This window comes from Mycobacterium sp., assembly GCF_050701515.1.
Taxonomy (GTDB): domain Bacteria; phylum Actinomycetota; class Actinomycetes; order Mycobacteriales; family Mycobacteriaceae; genus Mycobacterium.
On record NZ_JBOGDB010000102.1, the window covers coordinates 1 to 25849 of the forward strand.

The window sequence follows — 25849 nt, forward strand, 5'->3', positions numbered from 1 at the left end:
CTCCTGGGTGACGTGCGGTGCCTCAGTAGCCGATCGGCCCGGCCGGCTTGGCGAACTGCATCCGCACCGGCTCGGTGTGACCGACCAACTCGACCGTGGCACGGGGTTCTTCGGTGTAGCCCAGCCCGAACCGCACGACGTACTGCTTGTAGAGGTTGACCAGTGGGGCCGCGGCCAGCGCGGCCTGCATCGCGGCGGGGTCGCCGACCGCGGTGATGGTGTAGGGCGGGCTGTAGGTGCGGCCGTTGAGCAGCAGCGTGTTGCCGACGCAGCGTGGCGCCGATGTGGCGATGATCCGCTGATCCTGCATTTGGATGCCTTCGGCGCCGGCGCTCCACAGCGCGTTGAGGACGGCCTGGATGTCCTGCTGGTGCACGACAAGGTCGTCGGGGGACGCGTCGCGGGGAAAGCGGCCGTTGGCGTCGCGCTGGGCGTCGGTGAGGGTGACGACAAGACCGGGTCCGCGGATGGGATCCACGCCGGCGTCGACGGCCAGCCGGTCGTTGCGGTTCTGAATCGCCGCCAGCGCGGCGTCGGCGCCCGGCGAGCCGCCGTGGTGGCTGTCGATCTCGGTGACGATCGCGTCGCGCTGGGCGCTTAGCCGGTCGACCGACTGCTGGGCTTCCTGAACGAGGTCGACCAGCCGGGGCGCGTCGCTGCGCCGGATCTCGTCGCCGCCCGAGACGCCGTGCGTGGCCGACAGCAGCAGCCCGGCCAGCAGGCACACCAGCGGCACGCCGAAGCGCCACGCGGTGGGCCCCCGCGCAAGCTGGGGATGGCGGGGCTGGGCCATCGGCTGCTCTCCTGTCGCATTCTCGATCGGTGGCCGACCTACGTTAGGCTCGTAGGTGCATCCTGCTTCATCGTCGCACCGTGCGGCGCTGACTGTTCGTGAAGGTACCCATGCCCAAGTCCAAGGTCCGCAAGAAGAGCGATTTCACCATCAACCCGGTGAGTCGGACACCGGTCAAGGTGAAGGCCGGCCCGTCGAGTGTCTGGTTCGTGGTTCTGTTCGTCGGCTTGATGCTGATCGGCTTGGTCTGGCTGCTGGTGTTCCAGCTCGCAGCAAGCAACCCGGTGGACACGCCCAGTTTCCTCATGTGGATGTCGGAGCTCGGGCCGCCGTGGAACTACGCGATCGCCTTTGCTTTCATGATCACCGGTCTGTTGCTAACTATGCGCTGGCGGTGACCGTCGCGTTGGTCCTGATGAATTTATCTTGGACTTGGCGCGTTACCCATTCGGCAACCTAATGGTCACCCAATCACATCGGTGTGATTCATCCCCATTGGGGATAGCACTTGTGGATAACCTCATTAGCAACGGTAAAAGGGTGTAGGGGACCCATGCAGCAAACTGAGTGGAGTCCTCCCGCGATCGGAATCGCAGCGTGTGGCGTATTTGGACTTATGATGGCTACCGCCGCTGTGACCTTTGTCACAGACCCGCCGGGCCGAATTCTGACGAGCATTGCCGCGGTGGGACTTCTTGTGTTTGCAACACTTTCGTGGCGGGCGCGACCCAAGCTGGCAATCAGCGACGGCGGTCTATTAATTCGCGGGCCGCTGCGCACGGTCCCGCTCAGCCGGCCGGAGATCAAGATCATCCGGATCACCGAGTTCCGTCGGATCGCGCGCACAGTGCGGCTGCTCGAGATCGACACCGTTGACGATCGGCTATTCGTCCTCACCCGGTGGGATCTCGGTGCCGACCCGCTGGAGGTGCTCGACGCACTGACCGCCGCCGGCTACGCCGGCCGCTAGCGTCGCGGTCAGGAGATGGTGACCGACTCGATGACCACCGGTTCGGTCGGGCGGTCGCCGCGGTCGGTCGCGGTGGTGGCGATGGCATCGACAACCTTCTTTGACTCCGGGTCGGTGACCTCGCCGAAGATGGTGTGCTTGCGGTTCAGGTGCGGCGTCTTGCCGACCGTGATGAAGAACTGCGACCCGTTGGTCCCCGGTCCCGCGTTGGCCATGGCCAGCAGGTAGGGCTTGTCGAACTGCAGCTCCGGGTGGAACTCGTCGTCGAACTGGTAGCCGGGGCCGCCGCGGCCGCTGCCGGTCGGGTCGCCGCCCTGAATCATCAAGCCGTCGATCACCCGGTGGAACACCGCGCCGTCATAGAACGGCCCGGACGTCCCGCCCGACGCATTCTCGGCACGGTAATCCTTGGTGCCTTGCGCCAGCCCCACGAAATTGGCCACGGTCTTGGGGGCGTGATTGCCGAACAGTGCGATCTTGATGTCACCGCGATTGGTGTGCAGGGTCGCGGTCGCTGTCTGAATGGGGCTCGTCACGGGATGCCAGTGTGCCACGCCCGCTTCGGCGCCAAACCGGCCACCGTTGTGCCGCCGTTGATGGCAGGCTGGAAGTCGATTCCCGTCAGGCCACGGAGAGGTAGGAGATGAGCTCGAAGACGGATGCCCGGTTGGCCCCCGGCGAACGATTGACCCGTGGCCTGAAGTACTCCGCGGTGGGCCCGGTCGACGTCACCAGGGGCGCGCTCGGCCTCGGGTTGAACTCGACCAAGTCGTCCGCGGCGTGGGTGGGTGACCGATACCGCCGCGGGCGGGTGGCCAGGAACCTGGCCGCCGCCCAAGAGTCCATCGCGCATGAACTGGCGGCCGCCCAAGAAGTGGTGGCCAACCTGCCGCAGACTCTGCAGGAGGCCCGCCGGCCCAAGCGGCGCCACCGGCCGCTGCTGTTCCTCGCGGTTGGCGCGGCGGTGCTCGCCGGTGGGGCGGTGGCGTTCTCAATCGTCCGCAGGTCGATGCAGCCCGAGCCGTCGCCGCGGCCACCCAGCGTGGAAGTGGCGCCAAAACCGTAGCGCCGCATACCGACGACGACGCATCTCCGCCGCGGCAGGCACGTTACGGTGGATCGGCATGCAGGCCTTGACCGCTCCCGCGAGTTTCGGTCACTCGGACTGCGAGCACATCGTGGGCGCCGCGCTGGCGCAGCCCGTCCTGGCCATCACCAGCCTGGCCTACGTCGCCGCCGGGCTGGCCGTGCTGTCCTGGGCCGTGCGGGTCAGGGCGCCGCTGGCTGGGGCTGCGGGAGTGGCGCTCGTGGCGGTCGGGGCCGGGAGCTTCGCCTATCACGGGCCCCAGCCGTCATGGGCGGAGCTCGCCCACGACTGGTCCATCGTCGCCCTAGCAGCGGTATACGCCGCCGGTCTGGCCCGGAGCTGGCGCCGGAAGCGGTGGTCGGCGTGGGCGATACCGGCCGGGTTCTTCGCGCTGGGACTGGCGGCTTACGCCGCGGGACGTTCCGGGTCGCCGCTGTGCCGGCCCGACAGCTTGTGGCAGTACCACGGTGCCTGGCACGTCCTCTCTGCCGCTGCCGCCGGGTTGGCCACCCGGGCCATGGCGCTGGACGGCGAGCGTCAAGGCCCTTTTGAGTTGTGGAGCCTAGGGGATTCGAACCCCTGACTTCTGCCTTGCAAAGGCAGCGCTCTACCAACTGAGCTAAGGCCCCGTGTCAGGAAGGTTGGTCGGCGGCCGCGTGCCACACCTCGACGCCGCGTCGCGACCGCACCACAAGTACCGCCAACGCCACCGCGGCGACCAGCAACACCAGCCTCATGGTGAACCTTTCCGTGGGCCTAGGAGGACTCGAACCTCCGACCTCTTCGTTATCAGCGAAGCGCTCTAACCGCCTGAGCTATAGGCCCGTAACCGCGTATGGCCGAGCGACGAGATTACCGCAGTTGCGACTCTCGCCCCAAACCGAATCAGTCGCGGTCGGCCAGGGTCACCTCGATGCCGCCGACCAGGTCGGTGGTCAGGTTGTAGATGAACACCCCGACCGTCGCCATCGCGGTCAGCAGCACGATGTTCACCAGCCCGATCAGCGCGGCGCCGCCGAAGATGGTGCCGCTGGATACCAGTTCGCCGCCGGTGGTTCCGCTGGCACTGGTGAGCAGGTCACCGACGTTGCTGTTCAGCTTGCTCCACACGCCCATTCCGCCGAGCACCAGATACAGGAACGCGACGGCGATCATCCACACGAAGAACAGCGCGACCGACAGCACCAGCGAAACCTTCAATGCGCTCCACGGGTCGATCCGGCGGATCTGCATGCTGGCCCGCACCGGCCCTTGCGAGCGGCTGCCGACGTGCACGCGGCTGGTCACCGTGGTCGAACGGGCCGGCGGTTCGGGGGCGCTCCGGTCGGTCGCGGCCTTGCGTTGCGGGGGACGGGGCATCGGACCGGACAGGTCCGGCAGTTCACTGGCGTAGGCCTCTGGCGTCACCGCCTCGTTGCGCTCACCGCGCGTCGGCGGTTCGGCGGTGTCGGGGGCTGAGGCCGGTGCTGCGGCGCCGGAGATGAAGCGGTTGAGCCGGGCATCCACGCCGGGGGAGTGCCCGGCGGGTCCGCCACCTCGGTGAGGGTCCGGGCGCGCCGGTGCCTCCCGGGGTGGACGTGGCTGCTTCCCGCGAGCCGGGGCCCCGCGCTGCCACGGCGGAACATCGCCGGGGTCGGCGACATGACCGCGGGCCCCCGCAGCGTTGCCCAGCGAGCCGCTTTCGTTGAAGCCGGGCACCGAGCCGTTGGCGCTATCCGGACCGTCGGCCGGGCGCGGGTAACCCGGCTCGTTCGGTGAAGTCACTACGGCTCCTTACCGTCGTCGCGGCGCCGGCCTCACTCGATGACCTCGGCGTCGCTCTCCTCCGCATTGCGCGCAATGGCAATCAGTGTGGCGCCCTCACCCAGGTTCATCAACCGAACGCCCTTGGTCTGTCGTCCGGCCTTGCGGACCTGGCGCGCCGCGGTGCGGATGACTCCCCCGCCCGACGTGATCGCATACAGCTCGGTCTCGTCATCGACCACCAGCGCTCCAACCAGACTGCCACGCCGCTTGTCGAACTGGACCGTCAGCACCCCTTTGCCACCCCGGCCCTGCACCGGGTACTCCTCGATGGCGGTGCGCTTGGCGTAGCCGCCGGCCGTGGCGACCAGCAGATATGTCCCCTCGCGCACCACATTCAGCGAGAGCAGCCGGTCGTCGGTGTTGAACCGCATACCCTGCACACCCGAGGTCGCCCGCCCCATCGGTCGCAGCGCCTCGTCGGTTGCTGAGAAGCGGATGGACTGGCCCTTGGCCGACACCAGCAGGAGGTCTTCTTCGGCCGAGCACAGCACCGCGCCGACCAGTTCGTCGCTGTCGCGCAGGTTCACCGCGACGATGCCGCCGGAGCGGTTGGAGTCGAAGTCCGTCAGCTTGGACTTCTTCACCAGCCCCTTGCGGGTGGCCAGCACCAGATACGGCGCGTCTTCGTAACTGCGGATCTGGATGACCTGGGCGATGCGCTCTTCGGGCTGGAACGCCAGCAGATTGGCGACGTGCTGACCGCGTGCGGTGCGCGATGCCTCCGGCAGGTCGTAGGCCTTGGCCCGGTACACCCGGCCCTGCGTGGTGAAGAACAGGATCCAGTCGTGGGTCGAGCAGACGAAGAAGTGGTTGACGATGTCGTCCTGCTTGAGCCCGGCACCCTGCACGCCCTTTCCGCCGCGCTTCTGGCTGCGGTACAGGTCGGTCTTGGTGCGCTTCGCGTAGCCGGTCTCGGTGATCGTGACGACCACGTCTTCGCGGGCGATGAGGTCCTCGTCGGACACCTCTCCGTCGGCAGCCACGATCCGGGTGCGCCGGTCGTCGCCGTGCTTCTCGGCGATCTCCTTGAGCTCGTCGCGAACGATGGTGCGCTGACGCTTGGGCTTGGCCAGGATGTCTTCCAGATCGGCGATCTCGGTCTCGATCTTGGCCAAGTCGTCGATGATGCGCTGTCGTTCCAGGGCGGCCAGGCGGCGCAACTGCATGTCGAGGATGGCCTGGGCCTGGATCTCGTCGATGTCGAGCAGCTCGATCAGGCCGGTGCGCGCATCGTCGACGGTCTCCGACGCTCGGATCAGCGCGATCACCTCGTCGAGCGCGTCGAGCGCCTTGACCAGGCCGCGCAGGATGTGGGCCCGCTCGTTGGCCTTGCGCAACCGGTAGGTGGTGCGCCGAACGATGACATCGAGCTGGTGGTCGACATAGTGCCGGATCAACTGGTCGAGGCGCAGGGTGCGCGGCACCCCGTCGACGATCGCCAGCATGTTGGCGCCGAAGCTGGTCTGCAGCTGGGTGTGCTTGTAGAGGTTGTTCAGCACCACCTTGGCGACGGCGTCGCGCTTGAGCTCGATGACGATGCGCAGGCCGACCCGGTCGCTGCTCTGGTCCTCGATGTTGGCGATACCGGCCAGCTTTCCGTCGCGGACCTGCTCGGCGATCGAGGTGATGAAGTTGTCGTGGTTGACCTGATACGGCAACTCGGTGATGACGAGCGAGGTTCTCCCGCGGGAGTCTTCCTCGATCTCCGCCACACCGCGCATCCGGATCGAACCGCGCCCGGTGGCGTAGGTGTCGTTGATGCCTTGCGAGCCGACGATCAACCCATGCGTCGGGAAGTCCGGGCCCTTGACCTTCTTGGTGACCGCTTTCAGCGTCGCTTCCTCGTCGGCGTCGTGGTTCTCCAGACACCAGAACACCGCTTCGGCGAGTTCGCGCAGGTTGTGCGGTGGCATGTTGGTCGCCATGCCGACCGCGATGCCCCCCGAGCCGTTGGCCAGCAGGTTGGGGAACCGGCTGGGCAGGACGGTCGGTTCCTGTACCCGCCCGTCATAGTTGGGAATGAAATCGACTGTCTCCTCGTCGATTTCACGCAGCATCTCCATCGCCAACGGCGTGAGACGCGCCTCGGTGTTATGGCTGACGAACCCGTTTGTGATGAACGCGTGGTCGGCGGAATCGACACGCAGGCTGTACACCGGCTGCACACCCGCATCGGTCACCGACGCGACGCGTGCGTAGTAGTAGGGCTCGCCGACACTACGGGTTCTGACGGATTTCGTCCGATTTTCATCAGAATCCGTGGTCTCGGCGAGCAGCGCCGCAAAGTCGCCGGGGAGGATTTCCTCGATCAGCTTCCATCGCAACGTCGGTACGCCGGCGGCGTCGACGAGGCATAGCAGCGGGTGATTGGCCGTGCCGGTGACTTCGAGGCCTTCGGCCGTCCGCACCGTACAGGTCTGATGATCCCCGGAGTGAAAAAGTCTGTCGGCGACTACGGGCTCGCCCTGGCGTCCAAGGACTTTGAGCTCAATAATGTTATCCGAATTGGGGAGGGCATCCGGAACGACGTCGCCGATGCGAATCGCCTTGCCATCGGGCAGGCTCACCAGGGCATCGCCGCCAACGCAGTAGCGCATGGCGGCCGGCGGATCGTTGCCTGGTGAGCCGAAGTTGCCCTGTCCGTCGACCAGCGGGTAGCGCAGCGACCATGGCTGGGCCATCCGGACTAGGGTGTCGTAGATCGACGCGTCCCCGTGCGGGTGGTAGTTCCCCATCGTCTCGGCCACCGAGCGTGCCGACTTGGCGTGGCTGCGGTCCGGGCGGAAGCCGGAGTCGAACATCGCGTAGAGCACCCGGCGATGCACCGGCTTGAGGCCGTCGCGCACCTCCGGCAGCGCGCGGCCGACGATCACGCTCATGGCGTAGTCGATGTAGCTGCGCTGCATCTCCTGCTGGATGTCGACCGGCTCAATCCGTTCGGCGGCGTCGTCGCCGGGCGGCAACGTGGTATCTGTCATGTGTTTTCAGCCCTAGTCGTTAAACATCAAGGAAGCGGACGTCTTTGGCGTTGCGGGTGATGAAGCTGCGGCGGGCTTCGACGTCTTCACCCATCAATACCGAGAACAACTCGTCGGCGGCCGCGGCATCGTCGAGGGTGACCTGACGCAGCACCCGCACCGACGGGTCCATCGTGGTCTCCCACAGCTCCTTGGCGTCCATCTCGCCAAGGCCCTTGTACCGTTGGATGCCGTCCTCCTTGTTGATCTTCTTGCCCGCCTTCTGCCCGGCCTCGAGCAGGCCGTCGCGTTCGCGGTCGGAGTAGGCGAACTCCGGATCGGCGCGCTGCCACTTCAGCTTGTACAGCGGCGGCTGGGCCAGGAACACGTGCCCGTTCTCGATCAGCGGCTTCATGAACCGGAACAGCAGCGTCAGCAGCAGCGTCGAGATGTGCTGGCCGTCGACGTCGGCGTCGGCCATCAGCACGATCTTGTGATAGCGCAGCTTGGCGATGTCGAACTCGTCGTGAATGCCGGTGCCCAGCGCGGTGATGATCGCCTGGACTTCGGTGTTCTTCAGCACCCGGTCGATGCGGGCCTTCTCGACGTTGATGATCTTGCCGCGCAACGGCAGGATCGCCTGGAACATCGAGTCCCGGCCGCTCTTCGCCGAGCCACCCGCGGAGTCACCCTCCACCACATACAGCTCGGACTTGCGGGGATCGGTGGACCGGCAGTCGGCCAGCTTGCCGGGCAGCCCGCCGATATCGGTGGCGCTCTTGCGGCGTACCAGCTCGCGCACCTTGCGCGCCGCGATCCGGGCCTGAGCCGACGAGACTGCCTTGTTCACAACGGTTTTCGCTTCGGCGGGGTTTGCCTCGAACCAGTGGCTCAACTGCTCGTTGCAGATCCTCTGCACGAACGACTTCACCTCGGTATTGCCCAGCTTGGTCTTCGTCTGACCCTCGAACTGTGGCTCGCCCACCTTTACCGAGAGCACGGCGGCCAACCCCTCGCGGATGTCGTCGCCAGTCAGGTTGGGGTCCTTGTCCTTGAGCAGCTTCTTGTCCTTGGCGTACTTGTTCACCACGCTGGTCAGCGCCGCCCGGAACCCTTCCTCGTGAGTGCCGCCCTCATGGGTGTTGATGGTGTTGGCGAAGGTGTGCACCGACTCCGAGTAGCCGGCGTTCCACTGCATGGCGATTTCCACCTCGTGGCCCTCGCCCTTGCCGGAGAAGTCGACGATGCTCTGGTGAATCGCGGATTTGGTGCGGTTGATGTGCTTGACGTAGTCGACCAGCCCACCGGGGTAGTGGAACGTGCGGTTCTTCACCTTGTGCGGCCCGGTGGCCTCGGCCGCCTTCTCCTCGGCCGACTTCGGTGCCTCGGCGACATCGCTGACCACCTCGTCGACCACCTCTTCGGCGGTCACCCGTTCGTCGGTCAACGTTATGGTCAGGCCCTTGTTCAGGAACGCCATCTCCTGCAACCGCCGTGCCACGGTCTCGAAGTCGTACATGGTGGATTCGAATACCGTCGGGTCGGCCCAGAACCGCACCACCGTGCCCGTCTTCTTGGTGGCCTCACCCTGCTTGAGGGTGCCCGGCACCGAATGGTCATAGAACTGTGTCCACTCGTGCCCGTCGCGCCAGATCTCCACCTCGAGCCGGGTGGACAGCGCGTTGACCACCGAGACGCCCACCCCGTGCAGACCGCCCGACACCGCATAGGTTTCCCCGTCGAACTTGCCACCCGCGTGCAACTGCGTCATGACGACGTCGACGGTCGGCACTCCGGTCGCGTGGGTGGCGACCGGGATGCCGCGGCCGTCGTCGGTCACCTCGACCCCGCCGTCCTCGAGGAGCCGCACGTCGACTCGGCTGGCGTAGCCGGCCATCGCCTCGTCGACCGCGTTGTCGACCACCTCCCAGATGAGGTGGTGCAAACCGCGCTCGCCGGTGGACCCGATATACATGCTCGGGCGTTTGCGGACGGCTTCCAGGCCTTCGAGGATCTGGATGGAATCGGCGTCATACGCCGGTTTGGCCCTCTTCTTAGAGGCGGGCGCGGTCTTCTTAGAGGCAGCCACGGTCGCCAGGATCTCCTTGGGGGTCGCAGCGGCGGTCTCGGTACCGCCGGCAAGTCACCCGATCAGTCTAGCGGGCGATAGCGACAGGACCGATTCTGAGGCGGCGTTTCTACACAGCCATTTGCGCCGTGCACGGAATTTTTCGGTCAGCGGTGCGTCAGGACGCTGGAGGACGCCCTTCGAGGCGTTCAGGCCGCTCTCAGACAACCCGTCAGCCGCGCCTATCCATAGGTGTCGCGGGGGCCCCGACCGGCGATGTGAAGCCTACCCTTGCGCCACGACGGGGCCACCGGGCCGACGATTTTCAGCGAGGTGACCACCCCGTCGCCGACGGCCGCTGCGATCTTGGCCAGCAGTTGCGACTGCACCATCCGCAACTGGGTCGCCCAGGCCGTCGTCTCGGCCGAAACGCTCAGCACGCCGTCGCGCAGCGCGGTCGGTGTCGCACGCGCGGCGATCTGATCGCCGACCACCGTCCGCCACTGGCCGAACACCATGCCCTGGGCCACCCGGACGGACCAGCCCCGGGTGCGGGCGAGGTCCCGGGTCACCGCACCCAACGGCTGCGGGTCCCGGCTATCGGGCCCCGGCCCGGACCAGCTGCGGCGCCGGCCCGCGACCCGTCGGGCCGTGGGTGAGCCGCGGCCGCGCCCGACGTCCTTACCCTGGCTGCGGGCCGCGCCCCGCGCCTCTTCCAGGGTGCGCCGCACCAAGTCCATCCCCGTCAGACCGGCCAGGTGCTCCGGCGGTCCGATGTGCCGATCGTCGGTCATGTCGTCACCGTCGAGATCCGGCCGCTGTCGTCGTCGCACATGCCGATCTCGATTCTGCGGGCGTCCCAGTCGCCGGGAATGTCCTCCGCCACCGCCGCGGTCACCAACACCTGCTCGGCCGACGCCGCAACACCGGCCAGCGCCCGGCGCCGCCCGGTGTCCAATTCGGCGAAGACATCGTCGAGCAGCAGCACCGGGTCGCCCCCGTCGGAGCGCAGCAGCTCGTAGGCCGCCAGCCGCAGCGCCAACGCCATCGACCACGCTTCTCCGTGGCTGGCAAATCCTTTCGTGACTTGGTCGCCGAGTCGCAACTCGAGGTCGTCGCGGTGTGGGCCGACCAGACAGACGCCGCGTTCGATCTCGGCATCGCGCCGGCGGGCCAACGCGTCCAGCAGGGCCGCTTCCCAGAACTCGGCGCCCTCGTTCTCGCCGTCGATCCGCTCCACGCTGCTGCGGTACCGGATCGACGCCGGCCGCGCTGCCGGCGCCAGCAGCTGATACGCCTTCTCCACCTCGGGATGGAGCTGGTTGACCAATTCGACCCGGGCCGCGATCAGCTGCGCGCCGTGCGCGGCCAGGTGCCCGTCCCACACGTCGAGGGTGTCGGACACCTCGCGGTCGCCGCGATGCTTGGCACCGGCCGCGGTCTTGAGCAGTGCGGAGCGCTGCCGCAACACCTTGTCGTAGTCGGCGCGCACGGCAGCGATCCGGGGTCGCCCGGTGGTGGCGAGTTCGTCCAGATATCGCCGCCGCTCCCCGGGTTCGCCGCGGACCAAGGCCAGGTCCTCCGGCGCGAACATCACCGTCCGCAGCACGCCCAACACTTCCCGCGCGGTGCGGACGGGCGAACGGTTCAGCCGCGCCTTGTTGGCCCGTCCGGCGATGACCTCCAGATCGACCGCGAGCTCGCGGCCGTCGTTGACGACGATCGTCGAAATCACCGCGCGCTCGGACCCCGACCGGATCAGGGGCGCATCCGTCGCCACCCGGTGTGACCCAAGCGTCGACGAGTACCACAGCGCTTCAACGAGATTGGTCTTGCCGTAGCCATTCGGACCGATGAACACCGTCCGGCCGGGCTCGAGGTCTAGATCGACCCGCGACCACGACCGGAAGTCCTGCAATCCCAGGTGGCGGACGTACACCTAACCAGACTCGCTCACCCGCTGCACGGCGTGACCGCCGAACTGGTTACGCAGCGCCGACACCGCCTTCATGGTCGGGGAATCTATCTGCCGGGATGCGAAGCGGGCGAACAGGGATGCGGCGATGACCGGCATCGGGACCCGGTGGTGAATGGCTTCCTCCACCGTCCATCGTCCTTCGCCCGAGTCTTCGGTATAGCCGGTGATCTGGTCGAACTTCGGATCTTCCTTCAGCGCCTTGGCCAACAGCTGTTGGAGCCACGACCGGACCACCGTGCCGTTCGTCCAGGCCTGGATGACGGCCTGGGTGTCCTGGATCAGGTCTTCGGCCGCCAGCAGCTCGTACCCCTCGGCGTACGCCGTCATCAGCCCGTACTCGATGCCGTTGTGCACCATCTTGGCGAAATGACCGGCGCCGATGGGGCCGGCATGCACGAAGCCGTCGGCCCGTTCGCCCGGCGGACGCAACGTGTCGAAGATCGGCATGGCCCGCGCCACCTCTTCATCGCTGCCCCCGACCATCAGGCCATAGCCTTCTTTCAGTCCCCACACACCGCCGGATACGCCGGCATCGATGAACGCAATCCCCTTCTCCTTCAACAGGTTTGCGTGCGGCATATCCTCGGTATAGCGGGAATTACCACCGTCGATCACCAGGTCACCCTCGGCGAGTTCCTGCGCGAGCGCAGTGATCGTTTCCCGGGTGATCGGCCCCGATGGCACCATCACCCACACCGTCCGGGGCGGGGCCAGCGCCTCGGCGAGGGCGGCCAGCGTGGGCACATCGGTGACCTCCGGGCGCGGGTCGTAGCCGATGATCTCGTGCCCGTCGTCACGCAGGCGCTCCCGCATGTTGAAACCCATCTTGCCCAGGCCGACCAAACCCAATTGCATGCAGAGCCCTCTCTCGTTGCGGTAGGGCCGGTCAGCCGGGGAGCCGCACCGGCATCAACAGGTAGACATAGTCGGTTTGCGCCGCCGGGAACGGCCCGGCGCCGCCACTGTCCTTGCCGTCCTCATCGTCGCTCGCCGGACGCAACACCGCCGGACGGCTCGGTGTCGTGAAGCCGAACGTCACTCGCTCCGAGTGCAACGACCCGAGACCGTCGGTCAGATAGGTCGGGTTGAAGGCGATCGTCAACGGCTCACCGGAGAACGCGACCGGAAGATCTTCCTCGGCGCGGCCCACATCGTCGGCCCCCGCCGACAACCGCAGCACATCATCGCCGAATTCCATCCGCACCTGGGCACCCCGGTCGGCTACCAGGGCGACCCGCTTGATCGCCTCGGTGAGTTCGGCGACCCCAAGGGTCGCGACCGCGGTGTGCTCGGTGGGCAGCAGCTGACGAAACTTCGGGAACTCCGCGTCCAGCAGCCGCGTGGTGCTGCGCTTACCCTCGCTGCGGATACCGAGCAGGCCTTCTTTGCCGACCGCCGAACCCGCCCCCAGCGACACGTGCACATCGGCACCGTCCGTGCCGGTCTTCGCGGCTTCCGCCAGCGTCTTGGCCGGCACCAGCACCGCGGCCTCGATGTCGGCCGCATCCGTTGACCAGGTCAGCTCGCGGACGGCGAGCCGGAACCGGTCGGTGGCCGCCAGAACCACCGTTTCGCCGGAGATCTCGACCCGAATTCCGGTAAGCATCGGCAACGTGTCGTCGCGGCCGGCGGCCACTGCCACCTGGCCGATCGCTTCGGCGAACAAATCCGCCGAAATCACACCCGTTTCGTCCGGCAAAGCCGGCAGTGTCGGGTAGTCCTCGACCGCCATGGTCGGCAGTGAGAACTTCGCGCTCCCGCAGGTCAACAACACCCTGGTGCCTTCCACGCTGACATCCACCGGTTTGTCGGGCAACGCCCGGGTAATGTCAGACAACAACCGTCCCGACACCAAAATGCTTCCGGGAGAAGCGATCTCGGCAGCAACTTGGACTTCCGCCGATACTTCGTAGTCGAATCCCGAGATCGTCAGACCCTCGTCCGACCCGGTCAACAGCACACCGGCAAGCACCGGAACGGTCGGCCGCGTCGGCAGATTGCGGGCAACCCATGCCACGGCGTCGGCGAAGTCGTCGCGCACCAGGCGGAACTTCAAATCGGAGAGACCTACCGTCGTCGTCGCCACGTCCATAGCGTCCCTTCGATCAACATCACATTCAGCTATAACCCGCGGTTTGTCGGCGTTTTGCGGCCGATCACCGAATGCGCTTGCGACGACCGTAACGGCTGTCGAAGAACCACCGTAGAGCTTTCGGCTTCAACTTGAAAGCTAATCGATCGGGGTGACAAAGAGGGTTGATGAGCCGCAGCGAACGCGCCGTGACGAGGTATCCCCAGCGGGTGTTTTCTGAGAACAATCTGAAGAGATATGAAAGTAACAGCAGTAGGGGTTGTGGAAGTTGGGGATTAACCGTTGTCGGTGCTGGATGACACGCATCCGGGGTTGTCAGCTGGCTGTGGATGGCTGGCGGCGCGGCATTGGATAGTTGTGGACGGGGTCTATGTTGTGGAGCACGACGGCGGTAAGGGAAGGGTTGCGAGCAGAATCTCCACACCGGTGTACACAACCAGCGGCTGTGACAGCTGGTGCTGTGGTGGCAGAAGTTTTTGAAACTTTTTTGCGATCTGCTCAGCGCTTTGCGCGCTGGCGGATGCGTGTCGTCAATTCCTTGACGTGATCGAACACCTCACGGCGTTCGGCCATCTCGCCGCGGATCTTCTTTTCGGCGTACATCACCGTGGTGTGGTCGCGGTCGAACGCCTGGCCGATCTTCGGCAGGGAGAGTTCGGTGAGTTCGCGACACAGGTACATCGCGATCTGACGGGACTGCGCGAGCGCCCGGGTCTTGCCGGGGCCGCGGAGCTCTTCGACGGTGGTTTGGAAGTACTCGGCGGTGGCGGCCATGATGCCGGCGGTGCCGATCTGCATGGTGGTGACATCGGCGATCAAGTCGCGCAGCACGATCTCGGCGAGTGACTTGTCGATCGGTGTCTTGTTGAGCGAAGCGAACGCGGTCACCCGGATGAGCGCTCCCTCGAGCTCTCGGATGTTGCGTTCGATGCTGCTGGCGATCAGTTCGAGTACCTCGTCGGGTACGTCGAGCCGCTCCATCTGAGCTTTCTTCCGCAGGATGGCGATGCGGGTCTCCAACTCGGGTGGCTGCACGTCGGTGATCAGCCCCCACTCGAACCGGGTGCGCAACCGGTCTTCGAGGGTGGCCAGCTGTTTGGGCGGGCGGTCCGAGGAGATGACGATCTGTTTGTTGGCGTTGTGCAGCGTGTTGAAGGTATGGAAGAACTCTTCCTGGATGCCTTCCTTGCCCTCGATGAATTGGATGTCGTCGACCAGCAGCACATCGATGTCGCGGTAGCTGCGCTTGAAGGAGGCCCTGCGATCGTCGCGTAGTGAGTTGATGAAGTCGTTGGTGAATTCCTCGGTCGAGACGTACTTGACTCTCATGCCCGGGAACAACCGCTGGGCGTAGTTTCCGGCTGCGTGCAACAGGTGTGTCTTGCCGAGACCGGACTCACCCCAGATGAAGAGGGGGTTGTAGGCCCGCGCGGGTGCCTCGGCAATTGCGAGGGTCGCTGCATGAGCGAACCGGTTGGACGCCCCGATGACGAAGGTGTCGAAGGTGTAGCGGCGGTTCAGGCTGACGGCGTTGGCCGAGGGGTCATGCGGGCCGGCGGAGAAGTAGGTTGGCCAGCTTTCTTCGGCGCTGGCGAGCGCCTCGCTGATTTCGTCGATCTCGTCCATGTCGGATTCGTAAGCCTCGGTCATGGCGCCGGGGGCGCCGTCGGTGTCTTCGGAGTCGGGGCCGGCGATCCGGACGCCGAGTTCGACTCGCTGCCCGAGTTGGCGGCTAAGCGCGTCGATGATCGGTTCGCGGAGGTGCCGCTCGATCTCGTTCTGCACGAAGCTGGTCGGGACCGAAAGCAGGGCAAAGCCCTCGGTGATGACGAGCGGTTTGACCAGCTTCAACCAAGCCCTTTGCTGCGGTGTGAGGGTGGGTGGCGTGGCTTCGCCATTGATGGGTCCGGCTGCGTCGGTGTCGCCATTGAGTTCGGCAAGCACGGTGTTCCAGACGGCGACAAAGGGTGGATCGGGGTCAGCAGTCAATGACGGGTACCCCCTCAAGGCCGGTCCGGGGACCACCAAATGAACGATGACGGGCTGTCCACACGGTTATCCACAGGCTGTGGACAAGGACAAGCCGCCGTCGCTCTAGTTGTCTACCGGCGGGGACGCCGCGGGCCGGGGCTCGTCACAGGGGTCTCGCACTCTGTGGGCACGCGACCTCTCAGGTGTCCTCGCTTCGTTGTCTGTCGCCACCCCGTTGTCGAAGCGGCATTGCCAGAAGCTAACAGTTTTCTGGGCGAGTGCCAACCGTTCTGCAACATTGCCCGGGGGTTACTTTTTGGCGACCGGAAGACCGTGACGGCTGTGACTGATGTAAACCTTTCGGCGGTGCCCGGGTGAGGTTTGACCCAGCGAAATCTCGTCAGTACCCTCGAACAGTCGCCCGAACGTGGCGATACGGCTGCGACCCAGGACTTCCCGGAGACCGCGCCGGATAGTGAGCAAGACGACGACTTACCAACGGCGATCGCGTCCGAACCCGGGTGTCTGACGCGGTTGCCACCGGAACGAGGAGAAACAGCCGTGGCCAAGGGCAAGCGGACCTTTCAGCCCAACAACCGGCGCCGGGCGCGGGTGCACGGGTTTCGGCTGCGGATGCGGACCCGGGCCGGCCGGGCCATTGTGTCGGACCGGCGCCGCAAGGGCCGCCGGGCGCTGTCTGCGTGATTCGACGCAGGGTCTAGCGGGGTGCTTCCGGCGCGGTACCGGATGACGCGGTCGACGGAATTCGGTGCCACAGTCAATCAAGGGATGCGGGCGGTGCAGCCCGACATCGTGGTGCACGCGAGGCGGTACGACGACCCCGGCGCGGGTGGTCCGAAGGTCGGGTTGGTGGTCGCGAAATCGGTCGGCAGCGCCGTGCAACGGCACCGGGTCGCCCGGCGGCTACGGCACGCGGCGCGCACCGTAATCGCGGACCTGGACCCCGCCGACCGGGTGGTGATTCGAGCACTGCCAAGCAGCAGGCACGCGATCTCGGCCCGGCTGGAACAGCAGCTGCGGACGGCACTGAAACGGGCACGGCTGCTCGAGGAACCCCACCGATGAGCCCGCGCAGCGGTGGCGTGATCCGGCGGCGCGGCCGGTCCGCGGCGCGCGGGGTGATCTTCCTGATTCAGCTGTACCGCAACATGGTTTCGCCGTTGCGCTTACCGACCTGCCGGTTCACCCCGACGTGCAGCCAATACGCGGTGGACGCCCTGACGGAGTACGGCCTGATCCGTGGCGGGTGGCTGGCGGTGCTGCGACTGCTGAAATGCGGTCCGTGGCATCGGGGAGGATGGGACCCAATACCGGAGCGCCGCGGGGCCAGCCCCGAGCGCAACGCCGTCGAAAAGGACGTCTGGGGTACCCCAGCGAAGCGAGGGGAGGGCAAGACGCTTGTTTGATTGGTTCAGCCTGGACATCATCTACTACCCGGTGTCGGCGATCATGTGGGTCTGGTACAAGCTGTTCGCCTTCCTGCTGGGCCCGTCGAACTTCTTCGCGTGGGGCCTCTCGGTGATGTTCCTGGTGTTCACCCTGCGCGCGATTCTGTACAAGCCGTTCGTCCGGCAGATCCGCACCACCCGGCAGATGCAGGAGCTGCAGCCGCAGATCAAGGCGCTGCAGAAGAAGTACGGCAAGGACCGCCAGCGGATGGCGCTGGAGATGCAGAAGCTGCAGCGCGAACACGGGTTCAACCCGATCTTGGGCTGCCTGCCGATGCTCGCGCAGATTCCGGTGTTCATCGGTCTCTATCACGTGCTGATGTCCTTCAACCGGACCGGCGGGGTCGGCATTGGGCGCCTGAATCTGACGCCGGAGGAAAACCGGTCGCTGGGCAACTATCTGTTCAGGGCCACCGATGTCGGGCACTTTCTCGATGCCAACCTGTTCGGCGCGCCACTCGGCGCGTCAATGATTCAGCAGCACGGCCTGGAGGCCTTCACCGAATTCGATCGGGGAGCGGTCGTCGCGATCGGTGTGCCGCTGATGATCCTGGCGGGCATCGCGACGTACTTCAACAGCCGGGCGTCGGTGGCGCGACAGAGTCCGGAAGCGGCGGCCAACCCTCAGACCGCGATGATGAACAAGCTTGCGCTGTACGTGTTTCCGCTTGGCGTCGTCGTTGGCGGGCCGTTCCTGCCGCTGGCGATCATCATGTACTGGCTGGCCAACAACGTGTGGACCTTCGGCCAGCAGCACTACGTCTTCGGCAAGATCGAAAATGAGGAAGAGGCCAAGAAACTGGAGGCCATAGAGCGACGCGCGGCGAACGCCCCGCCACCGGGCGCCAAGCCCAAGAGACCGCCGAAGGGTCAGGCCGCCAAGACCGAGGACGCGTCCGACGAGGACATCGAATCGGCGGAGACGGACTTGGGCACCACCGATGGCAAGCCGGCCGGGTCGAGCGCGAGTAAGCCGAATGCGGGGAGCCGCGCACCGCGACCCGGGGCGACACCGCGCCCGGGCGCGCGCCCTAAGAAGCGAAAGCGTTGACCGGAACCGAACCGGCGAATGAGGGAGAAGGCAGACATGACGGACGCTGAAACCACCGAACGCAGCGACGAGTTGGAGGACGAGCACACGGCGGACGCCGCCGAGGACACCGAGACCACGCCTAGCGGCGAAGACGTCGAGGAGCGCTTGGTCGCCGAGGGTGAGATCGCCGGCGACTATCTGGAAGAGCTGCTGGACCTGCTCGATTTCGACGGCGATATCGACCTGGACGTGGAGGGCGACCGAGCGATGGTGAGCATCGACGGCGGTGACGATCTGACCAAGCTGGTTGGCCGCAAGGGCGAGGTGCTCGACGCGCTGCAGGAGCTGACCCGGTTGGCCGTACACCAGAAGACGGGTGAGCGCAGCCGGCTGATGCTCGATATCGCGCGCTGGCGGCGGCGCCGCCGCGAGGAACTCGCCGCACTGGGCGACAAGGTGGCCCGCCGGGTCCTGGAGAGTGGCGAGCGCGAGCAGATGTCGCCGATGACCCCGTTCGAACGCAAGATTGTCCACGACGCGGTGGCCGCGGTCGAGGGCGTTCGCAGCGAGAGCGAGGGCGCCGAACCGTCCCGGCGCGTGGTGGTCGCTCCCGGCAGCGAGCAGTAACCCGAGTTACATCGGTGTAGTTCAGCGCAAGCGGTGCGGTCCGACGGGCCGCGCCGAGATCCGGAGGATGTTTCACGTGAAACATTTGGACGTGAGCGGGCCCCCTCCGGCCGCCACCGTTCTCTTCGGGGACGCGGTGGAGCGCGCGCGCCGGTATGCCGGGATGTTGGCCGGCGCCGGCGTGGAGCGCGGCCTCATCGGCCCCCGAGAAGCCCATCGCGTGTGGGACCGGCATCTGCTGAACAGCGCCGCGGTTGCCGAGTTGCTCGGCCGGGGCGAGTTGATTGTGGACATCGGCAGTGGAGCGGGCCTTCCGGGGATACCGTTGGCGTTGGCCCGACCGGACCTGCGGGTGACGCTGATCGAGCCGCTCTTGCGGAGAAGCGATTTCCTACACGAGGTCGTCGACGACCTCGGCCTGGACGTCACGATCATCCGGGGCCGAGCAGAGGAAGAAGCCGTGCGGCAGCGAGTGGGGGAGGCGGACGCGGTGGTGTCCAGAGCGGTGGCGTCGTTGGAGAAGCTGACCAAGTGGAGCATGCCGTTGCTGCGAGCGGAGGGCCGGATGCTGGCGATCAAAGGTGAGCGCGCGGACGACGAGCTGCGCGCACAACGGCGGGTGATGGAGGCGCTCGGCGCCACCGATGCCAGGGTGGTGCGATGCGGCACGGACTTCTTGGACCCGCCCGCCGCCGTCGTGGTTGCACGGCGCGGGAAGGCGCATCCGATTTACGAGCAGACGGCACGAGCGGGCAGGAGAAGTGGATGAGGCCGGTTCCGGAGAACGCAGGTGCGACGCCCCTCGGCGCGACGGAACGCACCGATGTTTCACGTGAAACATGGAACCAAGCTGCTCCCCGGGAACGCTGGGCCGACGACATCGCGGACACCCCCATCGGGGCGGAAGCCGAACGCGCCATGCGCCTGCTGCATGCCCGCGGCGGCCGACTGCCCCGCCCCACACATCAGCGCGTCTTCACCATCGCGAACCAGAAGGGCGGCGTTGGCAAGACGACCACCGCCGTCAACGTCGCAGCCGCCCTCGCGCTGCAGGGCTTGAAGGCGCTTGTCATCGACTTGGATCCGCAGGGCAACGCCAGCACCGCTCTCGGCATCGAGCACCGGCCCGGCACCCCGTCGTCATACGAAGTTCTGATCGGCGAGATCCCGCTGCGCGAGGCGTTGCAGCGCAGCCCGCACAGCGAGCGCCTGTACTGTGTGCCGGCCACCATCGACCTGGCGGGTGCGGAGATCGAGTTGGTCAGTATGGTCGCCCGGGAGGGACGGCTGCGCACTGCCCTCGCCGATCTGAGACACCACGATTTCGACTACGTCTTCATCGACTGCCCGCCATCCCTGGGCTTGCTGACCATCAACGCGCTCGTCGCCGCGCCCGAGGTGCTGATCCCCATCCAGTGCGAGTACTACGCCCTCGAGGGAGTGGGCCAGCTGATACGCAACATCGAGATGGTGAAGGCGCACCTCAACCCTCAGCTGGAGATCTCCACCGTCATCCTGACGATGTACGACGGACGGACCAAGCTCGCGGACCAGGTTGCCGAGGACGTGCGGTCACACTTCGGCGATAGGGTGCTGCGGACCGTCATCCCGCGCAGCGTCAAGGTCTCCGAGGCGCCCGGCTACGGCATGACGATCCTCGACTACGACCCGGGTTCGCGGGGCGCGATGAGCTATCTGGACGCCAGCCGCGAACTTGCCGAACGAGGGGTACAGAAGGGACAGTCATGAGCCAGCCATCACGCAAGAGAAGCGGCCTCGGCCGCGGCCTGGCGTCTCTGATACCGACCGGCCCCACCGACGCCGGAACGGGCACGATGGGTCCGCGGATGGGCGATGCCGCCGCCGATGAGGTCTTCCGCGGAGCGGCGGAGGCCAACAGCGTCGGCGCCGTGTATCGGGAGATCGACCCGTCGGCGATCGACCCCAACCCGCGTCAGCCGCGGCAGGTGTTCGACGAGGAGGCACTCGCCGAGCTCGTCCACTCGATCCGCGAGTTCGGCCTCATGCAGCCGATCGTGGTGCGCGCCGTGCCCACGCCGGCGGGTGCCAGGTACCAGCTCGTGATGGGGGAGCGACGCTGGCGGGCCGCGCAGGCGGCCGGATTGGCCACCATCCCGGCCATCGTGCGTGAGACCCCCGACGACAGCATGCTGCGGAATGCGTTGTTGGAGAACATCCACCGCGTCCAGCTGAACCCTCTGGAAGAGGCGGCGGCCTACCAGCAGCTGCTCGACGAGTTCGGGGTCACCCACGACGAACTGGCCGCACGCATCGGCCGGTCGCGTCCGCTGATCACCAACATGATCCGGCTGCTGCGGCTGCCCATCGCGGTGCAGCGCCGGGTCGCGGCCGGGGTGCTGTCGGCCGGGCACGCGCGGGCGCTGCTGTCCCTGGAGGGCGGCCCGGAGCTCCAGGAGGAGCTCGCCGCCCGCATCGTCGCCGAGGGCCTGTCGGTGCGCGCCACCGAGGAGGCGGTGACGCTGGCGAACCGCGCGGACGCCGCCGCCCCGCCGGCGCCACGACGTAAGCCCATTCACATGCCGGGCCTGCAGGACGTTGCTGAGCGGTTGTCGGCGGCGTTCGATACTCGGGTCACGGTCAGTCTGGGCAAACGAAAAGGCAAGATCGTCGTCGAGTTCGGGTCGGTGGAGGACCTACAGCGCATTGTCGACCTGATGAACGCGACCAAGGCCTGACTAACAACACGTGGTAATTACGTCACTGTGACACTACGATCACGGCGCCCGGCCACCCATTTGCCGTCTGGAGGAATCGTTATGCGCAGCAACAGGTTTCGCACGAGCAAACTGTGGCGGATGATCGAACACGCTGCTGTCTGCTCTTCGCGCAACCGGCTCATCGCTGCTGTCTGCTCTTCGCGCAACCGGCTCATCGGCGAAAGCGGGCCTTCCGGGCCGCATGCTCCTATCCTGGAACGGTGGCCACGCACATCGGCGCCGCGTAGAACCCGGGGAGTTTAGTGTCAGCGCGAATCACGCCCCTGCGGCTCGAAGCGTTCGAGCAGCTGCCCAAGCACGCGCGGCGATGCGTGTTCTGGGAGGTGGATCCGTCGACCCTGGGACGCGAGGATCACCTGACCGATCCGGAATTCGAGAAGGAAGCCTGGCTGTCCATGGTCATGCTGGAGTGGGGATCATGCGGCCAGATGGCCTTTTCCGCTGCCCGCGGACGTGGGTACGACGAGAACGCGGGGCAGTGCAGTGACGGACCCTGCCTTGGCTATGCGTTCTACGCCCCGCCTGGTGCGGTGCCGCGAGCCCGCCTCTTTCCCACCGGGCCGGTCAGCGCCGACGCCGTTCTGCTCACCTCCCTCGGAGCCGAACCTGGGCAGGGCAGCGGGGGGCTCCAGCACGGCTTGATTGTGGCCGTCGTCGGTGATCTGGTTCGACGCGGCGTGCGAGCGCTGGAAGCGTTCGGCCGCACCCCGGATGCCGCCGAGCTCGTCGACCCGCGGCTGGTGCCGTTCGAACTGCGTCCGGTCGTCGAGGTGCTCGGTGACTGTTCGGTCGACCAGTGCATCCTCGACACAGAATTTCTCGAGCAGGTGGGGTTCGTCGTGGTGGCACCGCACCGCTACTTTCCGCGGTTGCGGCTGGAACTGGAAAGTGGACTGGGCTGGAAGGCCGGTGTGGAGGCGGCGCTGGAGGGACTGTTGGAGTCCGAGAAGCTGAAGCAGCCCGTCGGCGCGGGCGCCGCGGGCTAACTGGGGCTGAGCCGGCCGGCCTGTTCGACCGATAGCTCGTGGGCCAGCAGCTCGGCGAAGGTGAACGTACCGGTCGGGCGGTCGTTCTTGCCCAGCAGGTAAAGCCGTTTGACGGCCGCCAGGATTCCCTCGGCGATCGAATCACGGGCGTGGGTGGATACCAGCATGGCCCGGTCGCGGGGGTTGGTGATGTAGCCCACGTCCACCTGGACCGTCGGCATCCGGGTCAGCCGCAGCAGGTCCCACGTTCGGCCATGCGTACGACAGTCGCGTAATCCCGTGCGCGCCACCACTTCTCGCTGGATGAAGTCGGCGAGGTTGCGGCCGATCGTGGACACCGAGCCGTGCGAATTGCCGAAGTGGAACGACGCGACGCCGTTGGCCGACGGGCTGGCCTGGATGGCGCAGCGCAGGCTGATCATCAGGTCCGCACCGACGGAGTTGGCGGTCCCGGCGCGTTCGGCATCCGACGGGCTACGGTTGGCCGGCCGGGACAAGAATGTGTCCATGCCGATGGCCGTCATCCTGCCCTCGAGCCGACTCGCCAAGTCCCACAAGATATCTGCCTCGCCGATCGGCCCGGCGGGACCATGCGTGATCAGCCCGTGGTCGGCGCCGCCGCGGCCGGGATCGATGATGATCCGCTTGCCGGACAGCCGTGGGCCGGACCGCCGGACCAGCTCTTCCTCGCGGATGGCATGCGGGGAACCACCGGTGACGCGGGAACCCAGAAAGTACAAGGAGCGCAACGTCTCCGGGCCACAGATGCCATCCGCCGCCAGCCCGTACTCGCGCTGGTAGGACATCAGCGCGTTGTGGGTCTGCAACCCGAAGTGACCGTCCACCATGTCGGTATAGAAGCCGAGGTCCTGCAGCCGTGCCTGCAGGGTGGCGACGTCGTCGCCATACATCGGCGCACCGAACTGGTGGTTGAGGATGCGCGCCCCGAGGCGGTACGAAGCCTCTTTCAGCGCACGATACGTCGCCTCGCCGACGATCCCGTCGACAAGCAATCCGCGGTGCTGCTGAAAGGCCCGCACCGCCTCGTCGAGTTCGGCGTCGAACAGGTCCAGCGCAACGTGCTTACCGGTGGTCAGGTCCGCGTCTGGGCTGTCTACCAGCCCCAGCGCCGCCAGCGCCGCTCGGATCTCGGTGACCGCACCCCCGCGGTCACCGCGACGCAGACTCGACATACCAGGGCCTTTCGGTCGCGGGTATCAGCGGCGATCCGGCTGACAATTGCAAGACAGGCTAGGCAGCATTCTCTCAGAAGCGGGCCCGATTCGAGAAAACGCCAGGCGGGTCGCGGCGCGCGGGGAGCGGGGGTCAGACGACGTCTGCGAGCTCGCGCAGCAGGGCGGCCTTGCCCTTGGCGCCGACGATCCGCTTCACCGGCGCACCGTCCTTGAACAGGATCAGCGTCGGGATCGACACCACCTGGAAGTCCCGGGCCGTGGCGGGATTCTCGTCGACGTCGAGTTTGGCCACCGTCAGCGCGCCCGCCTTCTCACCGGCGATCTCCTCGAGCACCGGGGCGACCATCTTGCAGGGCCCGCACCAGGTCGCCCAGAAGTCCACCAGGACCGGTGTGCTGCTCGACAACACGTCGGCGGAGAACGAGTCGTCGGTGACGGCCACGGTCCGGCTGGTGTTCTCGGTGTCGGTCATAGCGGAGCTCCAATCAGGTCGGTGTCGTCGGTGGTTGTCGTTGTGGCGGAAGCGGTTTCGGTGAGCCAGCGCTCCGCATCGATCGACGCCGAACAGCCGGTGCCGGCCGCCGTGACGGCTTGGCGATAGGTGCGGTCCACCAGGTCGCCGGCCGCGAAGACGCCCTCCACCGACGTGCTGGTGGTGCCGTCACGGACCAAAACGTATCCGTCCGGGTCGAGATCCACTTGGCCCCGGACGAGTTCCGAGCGCGGGTCATGGCCGATCGCGACGAACACACCGGTGACGTCCAGGGTGGACTCCTCGCCGGTGACGGCGTTGCGCAGCCGCAGGCCGGTCACCCGGTTGTCGCCCTCGACCGCGGTCACCTGGGTGTTGGTCACGAAGGCGATCTTGTCGTTGGCCTTGGCCCGCTCGAGCATGATCTTCGAGGCCCGGAACTCGTCGCGGCGATGGATGATCGTGACGCTGCGGGCGAAGCGGGTCAGGAAGGTCGCTTCCTCCATGGCCGAGTCACCGCCGCCGACCACCGCGATGTCCTGGTCGCGGAAGAAGAACCCGTCGCAGGTGGCACAGGTGCTGACGCCCATGCCGAGCAGTTTGGCCTCGCCCGGAACGCCGAGGTGCCGGGCCGCGGCGCCCATCGCCAGGATGACGGCACGGGCGCGGTAGGTCTCGTCGCCTACCGTGACCGACTTGACCGGCTCCTGCAGCGACATCTCCTCGACGTCTTCCATCCTCAGGTCGGCGCCGAACCGCAGTGCCTGTTCGCGCATTTCGTCCATGAGTTCCGGGCCGGTGATGCCGTCGCGGAAGCCGGGATAGTTCTCCACCTCGGTGGTGGTCATCAGCGCGCCACCGAATTGGGAGCCCTCGAAGACCAGTGGCGTCAGCTGCGCGCGGGCGGCATAGATCGCCGCGGTATATCCGGCCGGCCCGGAGCCGATGACGATCACGTCGTGGACGGAAGGTGTGGAGGTCATGCGCGCCTTTCTGCCTGCTGGACACCGGTGGTCCGGTATCACTGCGGCACGGGTACAAACACCAGGGTAAGCCGGGGTGTTCCCGCCTGGCTGGTGGGCCGGATCACGGACGAGTGACCACCGTGTCGGCTAGCAGCCCGGCCTCGGCCGAACTGCAGTTCGGGCCGACCACCAGGGCAACGAGCGCTTTGGGCGTGTCGCCGGCCAGCACCATCAACACGCCGGTGCGGCCGTGCACGTCGACGGGGCGGGCGCCGAGGATCTCGGTCGCCGCGGAGTAGCCCAACCCGGTCAGGCACGATGCCCGCCGCTGCGGATCGCCCAACGGACCGTAGTCCGGCCGGTGGGCCAGCAGCCCGACGATCTGGGTGTCCGACAGGGGGACGTCCGCCTCGGGCGGTGACAGGGTGATCAGCTCGGCGGTGGGCCCGGCGGAGGGCGCCGGTGAGGAGCCTTTCAGCAGCGTGGCAGTGCCGAGGGCGACGCCGACCGCCGCGGCCCCCAGACCCAGGACCGCGCCGGCGAGGCGCAGCCGAGGCACCGTGGGCCGGACGGCATGCGCGGCGGGCGGCGGCCCGGCGGCCCGCAGCGCGGCGACGATG

General features: G+C 66.8%; 27 protein-coding genes and 2 tRNA genes. 13 read left to right on the forward strand and 16 right to left on the reverse strand.

Features of this window, described 5'->3' with window-relative positions; translation table 11 throughout:
- Positions 1 to 22 precede the first annotated feature (22 nt).
- Positions 23 to 793: a DUF881 domain-containing protein gene (locus ACRDU5_RS08525; protein WP_526614047.1), complete on the reverse strand. Its 771-nt coding sequence runs from the start codon at positions 791 to 793 to the stop codon at positions 23 to 25.
- 110 nt (positions 794 to 903) lie between these two features.
- Between ACRDU5_RS08525 and crgA the strand changes: the two genes are divergently transcribed.
- Both crgA and ACRDU5_RS08535 read left to right on the forward strand, forming a co-directional pair.
- On the forward strand, positions 904 to 1191 hold the full coding sequence (gene crgA, locus ACRDU5_RS08530; protein ID WP_526614048.1) for a cell division protein CrgA: 288 nt from the start codon (positions 904 to 906) through the stop codon (positions 1189 to 1191).
- Between the two features lie 155 nt (positions 1192 to 1346).
- Positions 1347 to 1763 carry a PH domain-containing protein gene (locus ACRDU5_RS08535; RefSeq protein WP_526614049.1) on the forward strand — a complete coding sequence of 139 codons (417 nt, stop codon included), beginning with the start codon at positions 1347 to 1349 and terminating at the stop codon, positions 1761 to 1763.
- An 8-nt stretch (positions 1764 to 1771) separates the two neighbouring features.
- Here the strand turns inward: ACRDU5_RS08535 and ACRDU5_RS08540 are convergent, their stop codons facing one another.
- Positions 1772 to 2299 (reverse strand): peptidylprolyl isomerase, encoded by a 528-nt coding sequence (locus ACRDU5_RS08540; protein WP_526614050.1) that lies wholly within the window; start codon positions 2297 to 2299, stop codon positions 1772 to 1774.
- 107 nt (positions 2300 to 2406) lie between these two features.
- Here ACRDU5_RS08540 and cwsA point away from each other — a divergent pair, with 107 nt between their 5' ends.
- Entirely contained in the window at positions 2407 to 2829 is a 423-nt protein-coding gene (gene cwsA, locus ACRDU5_RS08545; RefSeq protein WP_526614051.1) for a cell wall synthesis protein CwsA, read from the forward strand.
- 58 nt (positions 2830 to 2887) lie between these two features.
- Complete coding sequence (locus tag ACRDU5_RS08550; protein ID WP_526614052.1) at positions 2888 to 3433, forward strand: hypothetical protein; 546 nt, start codon at positions 2888 to 2890, stop codon at positions 3431 to 3433.
- On the opposite strand, the gene ACRDU5_RS08555 is transcribed toward ACRDU5_RS08550, so the two are convergent.
- From ACRDU5_RS08555 to dnaA, 10 genes are all read right to left on the reverse strand, one after another.
- Positions 3407 to 3479: transfer RNA gene (locus ACRDU5_RS08555), tRNA-Ala, on the reverse strand. The two genes, ACRDU5_RS08550 and ACRDU5_RS08555, sit on opposite strands and share 27 nt — an antisense overlap.
- Before the next feature lie 122 nt (positions 3480 to 3601).
- Positions 3602 to 3675 (reverse strand) — tRNA-Ile (locus tag ACRDU5_RS08560).
- A 60-nt stretch (positions 3676 to 3735) separates the two neighbouring features.
- On the reverse strand, positions 3736 to 4614 hold the full coding sequence (locus tag ACRDU5_RS08565; RefSeq protein ID WP_526614053.1) for a DUF3566 domain-containing protein: 879 nt from the start codon (positions 4612 to 4614) through the stop codon (positions 3736 to 3738).
- A gap of 32 nt (positions 4615 to 4646) precedes the next feature.
- The gene (gyrA, locus tag ACRDU5_RS08570) at positions 4647 to 7634 is read right to left on the reverse strand and encodes an intein-containing DNA gyrase subunit A (protein ID WP_526614054.1); all 2988 of its coding nucleotides are present in this window, start codon (positions 7632 to 7634) and stop codon (positions 4647 to 4649) included.
- Between the two features lie 19 nt (positions 7635 to 7653).
- Positions 7654 to 9702 carry a DNA topoisomerase (ATP-hydrolyzing) subunit B gene (gene gyrB, locus ACRDU5_RS08575; protein ID WP_526614055.1) on the reverse strand — a complete coding sequence of 683 codons (2049 nt, stop codon included), beginning with the start codon at positions 9700 to 9702 and terminating at the stop codon, positions 7654 to 7656.
- Between the two features lie 221 nt (positions 9703 to 9923).
- Complete coding sequence (locus ACRDU5_RS08580; RefSeq protein WP_526614056.1) at positions 9924 to 10475, reverse strand: DUF721 family protein; 552 nt, start codon at positions 10473 to 10475, stop codon at positions 9924 to 9926.
- Entirely contained in the window at positions 10472 to 11620 is a 1149-nt protein-coding gene (gene recF, locus ACRDU5_RS08585; RefSeq protein WP_526614057.1) for a DNA replication/repair protein RecF, read from the reverse strand. The genes ACRDU5_RS08580 and recF overlap by 4 nt, the downstream gene beginning before the upstream one ends.
- Positions 11621 to 12514, reverse strand: coding sequence for a phosphogluconate dehydrogenase (NAD(+)-dependent, decarboxylating) (gene gnd, locus ACRDU5_RS08590; protein ID WP_526614058.1), 894 nt, complete (start codon positions 12512 to 12514; stop codon positions 11621 to 11623).
- Positions 12515 to 12545: 31 nt separating this feature from the next.
- Positions 12546 to 13751 (reverse strand): DNA polymerase III subunit beta, encoded by a 1206-nt coding sequence (dnaN, locus tag ACRDU5_RS08595; RefSeq protein WP_526614059.1) that lies wholly within the window; start codon positions 13749 to 13751, stop codon positions 12546 to 12548.
- Positions 13752 to 14249: 498 nt separating this feature from the next.
- Complete coding sequence (gene dnaA / locus ACRDU5_RS08600; RefSeq protein ID WP_526614060.1) at positions 14250 to 15740, reverse strand: chromosomal replication initiator protein DnaA; 1491 nt, start codon at positions 15738 to 15740, stop codon at positions 14250 to 14252.
- A 543-nt stretch (positions 15741 to 16283) separates the two neighbouring features.
- Between dnaA and rpmH the strand changes: the two genes are divergently transcribed.
- The 9 genes from rpmH to ACRDU5_RS08645 all read left to right on the forward strand — a co-directional run bounded on the left by rpmH (position 16284) and on the right by ACRDU5_RS08645 (position 22596).
- Positions 16284 to 16427 (forward strand): 50S ribosomal protein L34, encoded by a 144-nt coding sequence (gene rpmH, locus ACRDU5_RS08605; protein ID WP_082971338.1) that lies wholly within the window; start codon positions 16284 to 16286, stop codon positions 16425 to 16427.
- A 21-nt stretch (positions 16428 to 16448) separates the two neighbouring features.
- Positions 16449 to 16808, forward strand: coding sequence for a ribonuclease P protein component (gene rnpA, locus ACRDU5_RS08610; RefSeq protein ID WP_526614061.1), 360 nt, complete (start codon positions 16449 to 16451; stop codon positions 16806 to 16808).
- Positions 16805 to 17149, forward strand: coding sequence for a membrane protein insertion efficiency factor YidD (gene yidD / locus ACRDU5_RS08615; protein ID WP_526614062.1), 345 nt, complete (start codon positions 16805 to 16807; stop codon positions 17147 to 17149). Before rnpA ends, yidD begins: the two co-directional genes overlap by 4 nt.
- Positions 17150 to 17192: 43 nt before the next feature.
- Positions 17193 to 18242, forward strand: a complete 1050-nt coding sequence (gene yidC / locus ACRDU5_RS08620) for a membrane protein insertase YidC (RefSeq protein ID WP_526614072.1) — start codon at positions 17193 to 17195, stop codon at positions 18240 to 18242.
- Positions 18243 to 18278: 36 nt separating this feature from the next.
- Complete coding sequence (locus ACRDU5_RS08625) at positions 18279 to 18851, forward strand: Jag family protein (RefSeq protein ID WP_526614063.1); 573 nt, start codon at positions 18279 to 18281, stop codon at positions 18849 to 18851.
- A 67-nt stretch (positions 18852 to 18918) separates the two neighbouring features.
- Positions 18919 to 19620, forward strand: coding sequence for a 16S rRNA (guanine(527)-N(7))-methyltransferase RsmG (gene rsmG / locus ACRDU5_RS08630; RefSeq protein WP_526614064.1), 702 nt, complete (start codon positions 18919 to 18921; stop codon positions 19618 to 19620).
- Positions 19617 to 20600, forward strand: a complete 984-nt coding sequence (locus ACRDU5_RS08635) for a ParA family protein (protein ID WP_526614065.1) — start codon at positions 19617 to 19619, stop codon at positions 20598 to 20600. Before rsmG ends, ACRDU5_RS08635 begins: the two co-directional genes overlap by 4 nt.
- On the forward strand, positions 20597 to 21568 hold the full coding sequence (locus tag ACRDU5_RS08640; protein WP_526614066.1) for a ParB/RepB/Spo0J family partition protein: 972 nt from the start codon (positions 20597 to 20599) through the stop codon (positions 21566 to 21568). The genes ACRDU5_RS08635 and ACRDU5_RS08640 overlap by 4 nt, the downstream gene beginning before the upstream one ends.
- 284 nt (positions 21569 to 21852) lie before the next feature.
- A complete protein-coding gene (locus ACRDU5_RS08645) occupies positions 21853 to 22596 on the forward strand; it encodes an acetyltransferase (protein ID WP_526614067.1) in 744 nt (247 codons plus the stop codon).
- On the opposite strand, the gene ACRDU5_RS08650 is transcribed toward ACRDU5_RS08645, so the two are convergent.
- The 4 genes from ACRDU5_RS08650 to ACRDU5_RS08665 all read right to left on the reverse strand — a co-directional run.
- On the reverse strand, positions 22593 to 23789 hold the full coding sequence (locus ACRDU5_RS08650; RefSeq protein WP_526614068.1) for an N-acetylmuramoyl-L-alanine amidase: 1197 nt from the start codon (positions 23787 to 23789) through the stop codon (positions 22593 to 22595). The two genes, ACRDU5_RS08645 and ACRDU5_RS08650, sit on opposite strands and share 4 nt — an antisense overlap.
- A 133-nt stretch (positions 23790 to 23922) precedes the next feature.
- Positions 23923 to 24264 carry a thioredoxin gene (gene trxA, locus ACRDU5_RS08655; RefSeq protein WP_526614069.1) on the reverse strand — a complete coding sequence of 114 codons (342 nt, stop codon included), beginning with the start codon at positions 24262 to 24264 and terminating at the stop codon, positions 23923 to 23925.
- Positions 24261 to 25247: a thioredoxin-disulfide reductase gene (gene trxB, locus ACRDU5_RS08660; RefSeq protein WP_526614070.1), complete on the reverse strand. Its 987-nt coding sequence runs from the start codon at positions 25245 to 25247 to the stop codon at positions 24261 to 24263. The genes trxA and trxB overlap by 4 nt, the downstream gene beginning before the upstream one ends.
- A gap of 103 nt (positions 25248 to 25350) precedes the next feature.
- A partial coding sequence (locus tag ACRDU5_RS08665) for an RsmA family anti-sigma factor (RefSeq protein ID WP_526614071.1) occupies positions 25351 to 25849 on the reverse strand: 499 nt, incomplete at its 5' end.

What these genes read in the sequence shown, in the direction of transcription:
- ACRDU5_RS08640 (WP_526614066.1), top strand. Translation starts at nt 20,597, where the DNA reads ATGAGCCAGCCATCACGCAAGAGAAGCGGCCTCGGCCGCGGCCTGGCG.
- ACRDU5_RS08535 (WP_526614049.1), top strand. Translation starts at nt 1,347, where the DNA reads ATGCAGCAAACTGAGTGGAGTCCTCCCGCGATCGGAATCGCAGCGTGT.
- dnaN (WP_526614059.1), bottom strand. Translation starts at nt 13,751, where the DNA reads ATGGACGTGGCGACGACGACGGTAGGTCTCTCCGATTTGAAGTTCCGC.
- yidC (WP_526614072.1), top strand. Translation starts at nt 17,193, where the DNA reads ATGTGGGTCTGGTACAAGCTGTTCGCCTTCCTGCTGGGCCCGTCGAAC.
- ACRDU5_RS08580 (WP_526614056.1), bottom strand. Translation starts at nt 10,475, where the DNA reads ATGACCGACGATCGGCACATCGGACCGCCGGAGCACCTGGCCGGTCTG.
- ACRDU5_RS08635 (WP_526614065.1), top strand. Translation starts at nt 19,617, where the DNA reads ATGAGGCCGGTTCCGGAGAACGCAGGTGCGACGCCCCTCGGCGCGACG.
- gnd (WP_526614058.1), bottom strand. Translation starts at nt 12,514, where the DNA reads ATGCAATTGGGTTTGGTCGGCCTGGGCAAGATGGGTTTCAACATGCGG.
- yidD (WP_526614062.1), top strand. Translation starts at nt 16,805, where the DNA reads ATGAGCCCGCGCAGCGGTGGCGTGATCCGGCGGCGCGGCCGGTCCGCG.
- ACRDU5_RS08525 (WP_526614047.1), bottom strand. Translation starts at nt 793, where the DNA reads ATGGCCCAGCCCCGCCATCCCCAGCTTGCGCGGGGGCCCACCGCGTGG.
- ACRDU5_RS08550 (WP_526614052.1), top strand. Translation starts at nt 2,888, where the DNA reads ATGCAGGCCTTGACCGCTCCCGCGAGTTTCGGTCACTCGGACTGCGAG.
- crgA (WP_526614048.1), top strand. Translation starts at nt 904, where the DNA reads ATGCCCAAGTCCAAGGTCCGCAAGAAGAGCGATTTCACCATCAACCCG.
- cwsA (WP_526614051.1), top strand. Translation starts at nt 2,407, where the DNA reads ATGAGCTCGAAGACGGATGCCCGGTTGGCCCCCGGCGAACGATTGACC.
- ACRDU5_RS08625 (WP_526614063.1), top strand. Translation starts at nt 18,279, where the DNA reads ATGACGGACGCTGAAACCACCGAACGCAGCGACGAGTTGGAGGACGAG.
- trxB (WP_526614070.1), bottom strand. Translation starts at nt 25,247, where the DNA reads ATGACCTCCACACCTTCCGTCCACGACGTGATCGTCATCGGCTCCGGG.
- ACRDU5_RS08650 (WP_526614068.1), bottom strand. Translation starts at nt 23,789, where the DNA reads ATGTCGAGTCTGCGTCGCGGTGACCGCGGGGGTGCGGTCACCGAGATC.
- rsmG (WP_526614064.1), top strand. Translation starts at nt 18,919, where the DNA reads ATGTTTCACGTGAAACATTTGGACGTGAGCGGGCCCCCTCCGGCCGCC.
- trxA (WP_526614069.1), bottom strand. Translation starts at nt 24,264, where the DNA reads ATGACCGACACCGAGAACACCAGCCGGACCGTGGCCGTCACCGACGAC.
- gyrA (WP_526614054.1), bottom strand. Translation starts at nt 7,634, where the DNA reads ATGACAGATACCACGTTGCCGCCCGGCGACGACGCCGCCGAACGGATT.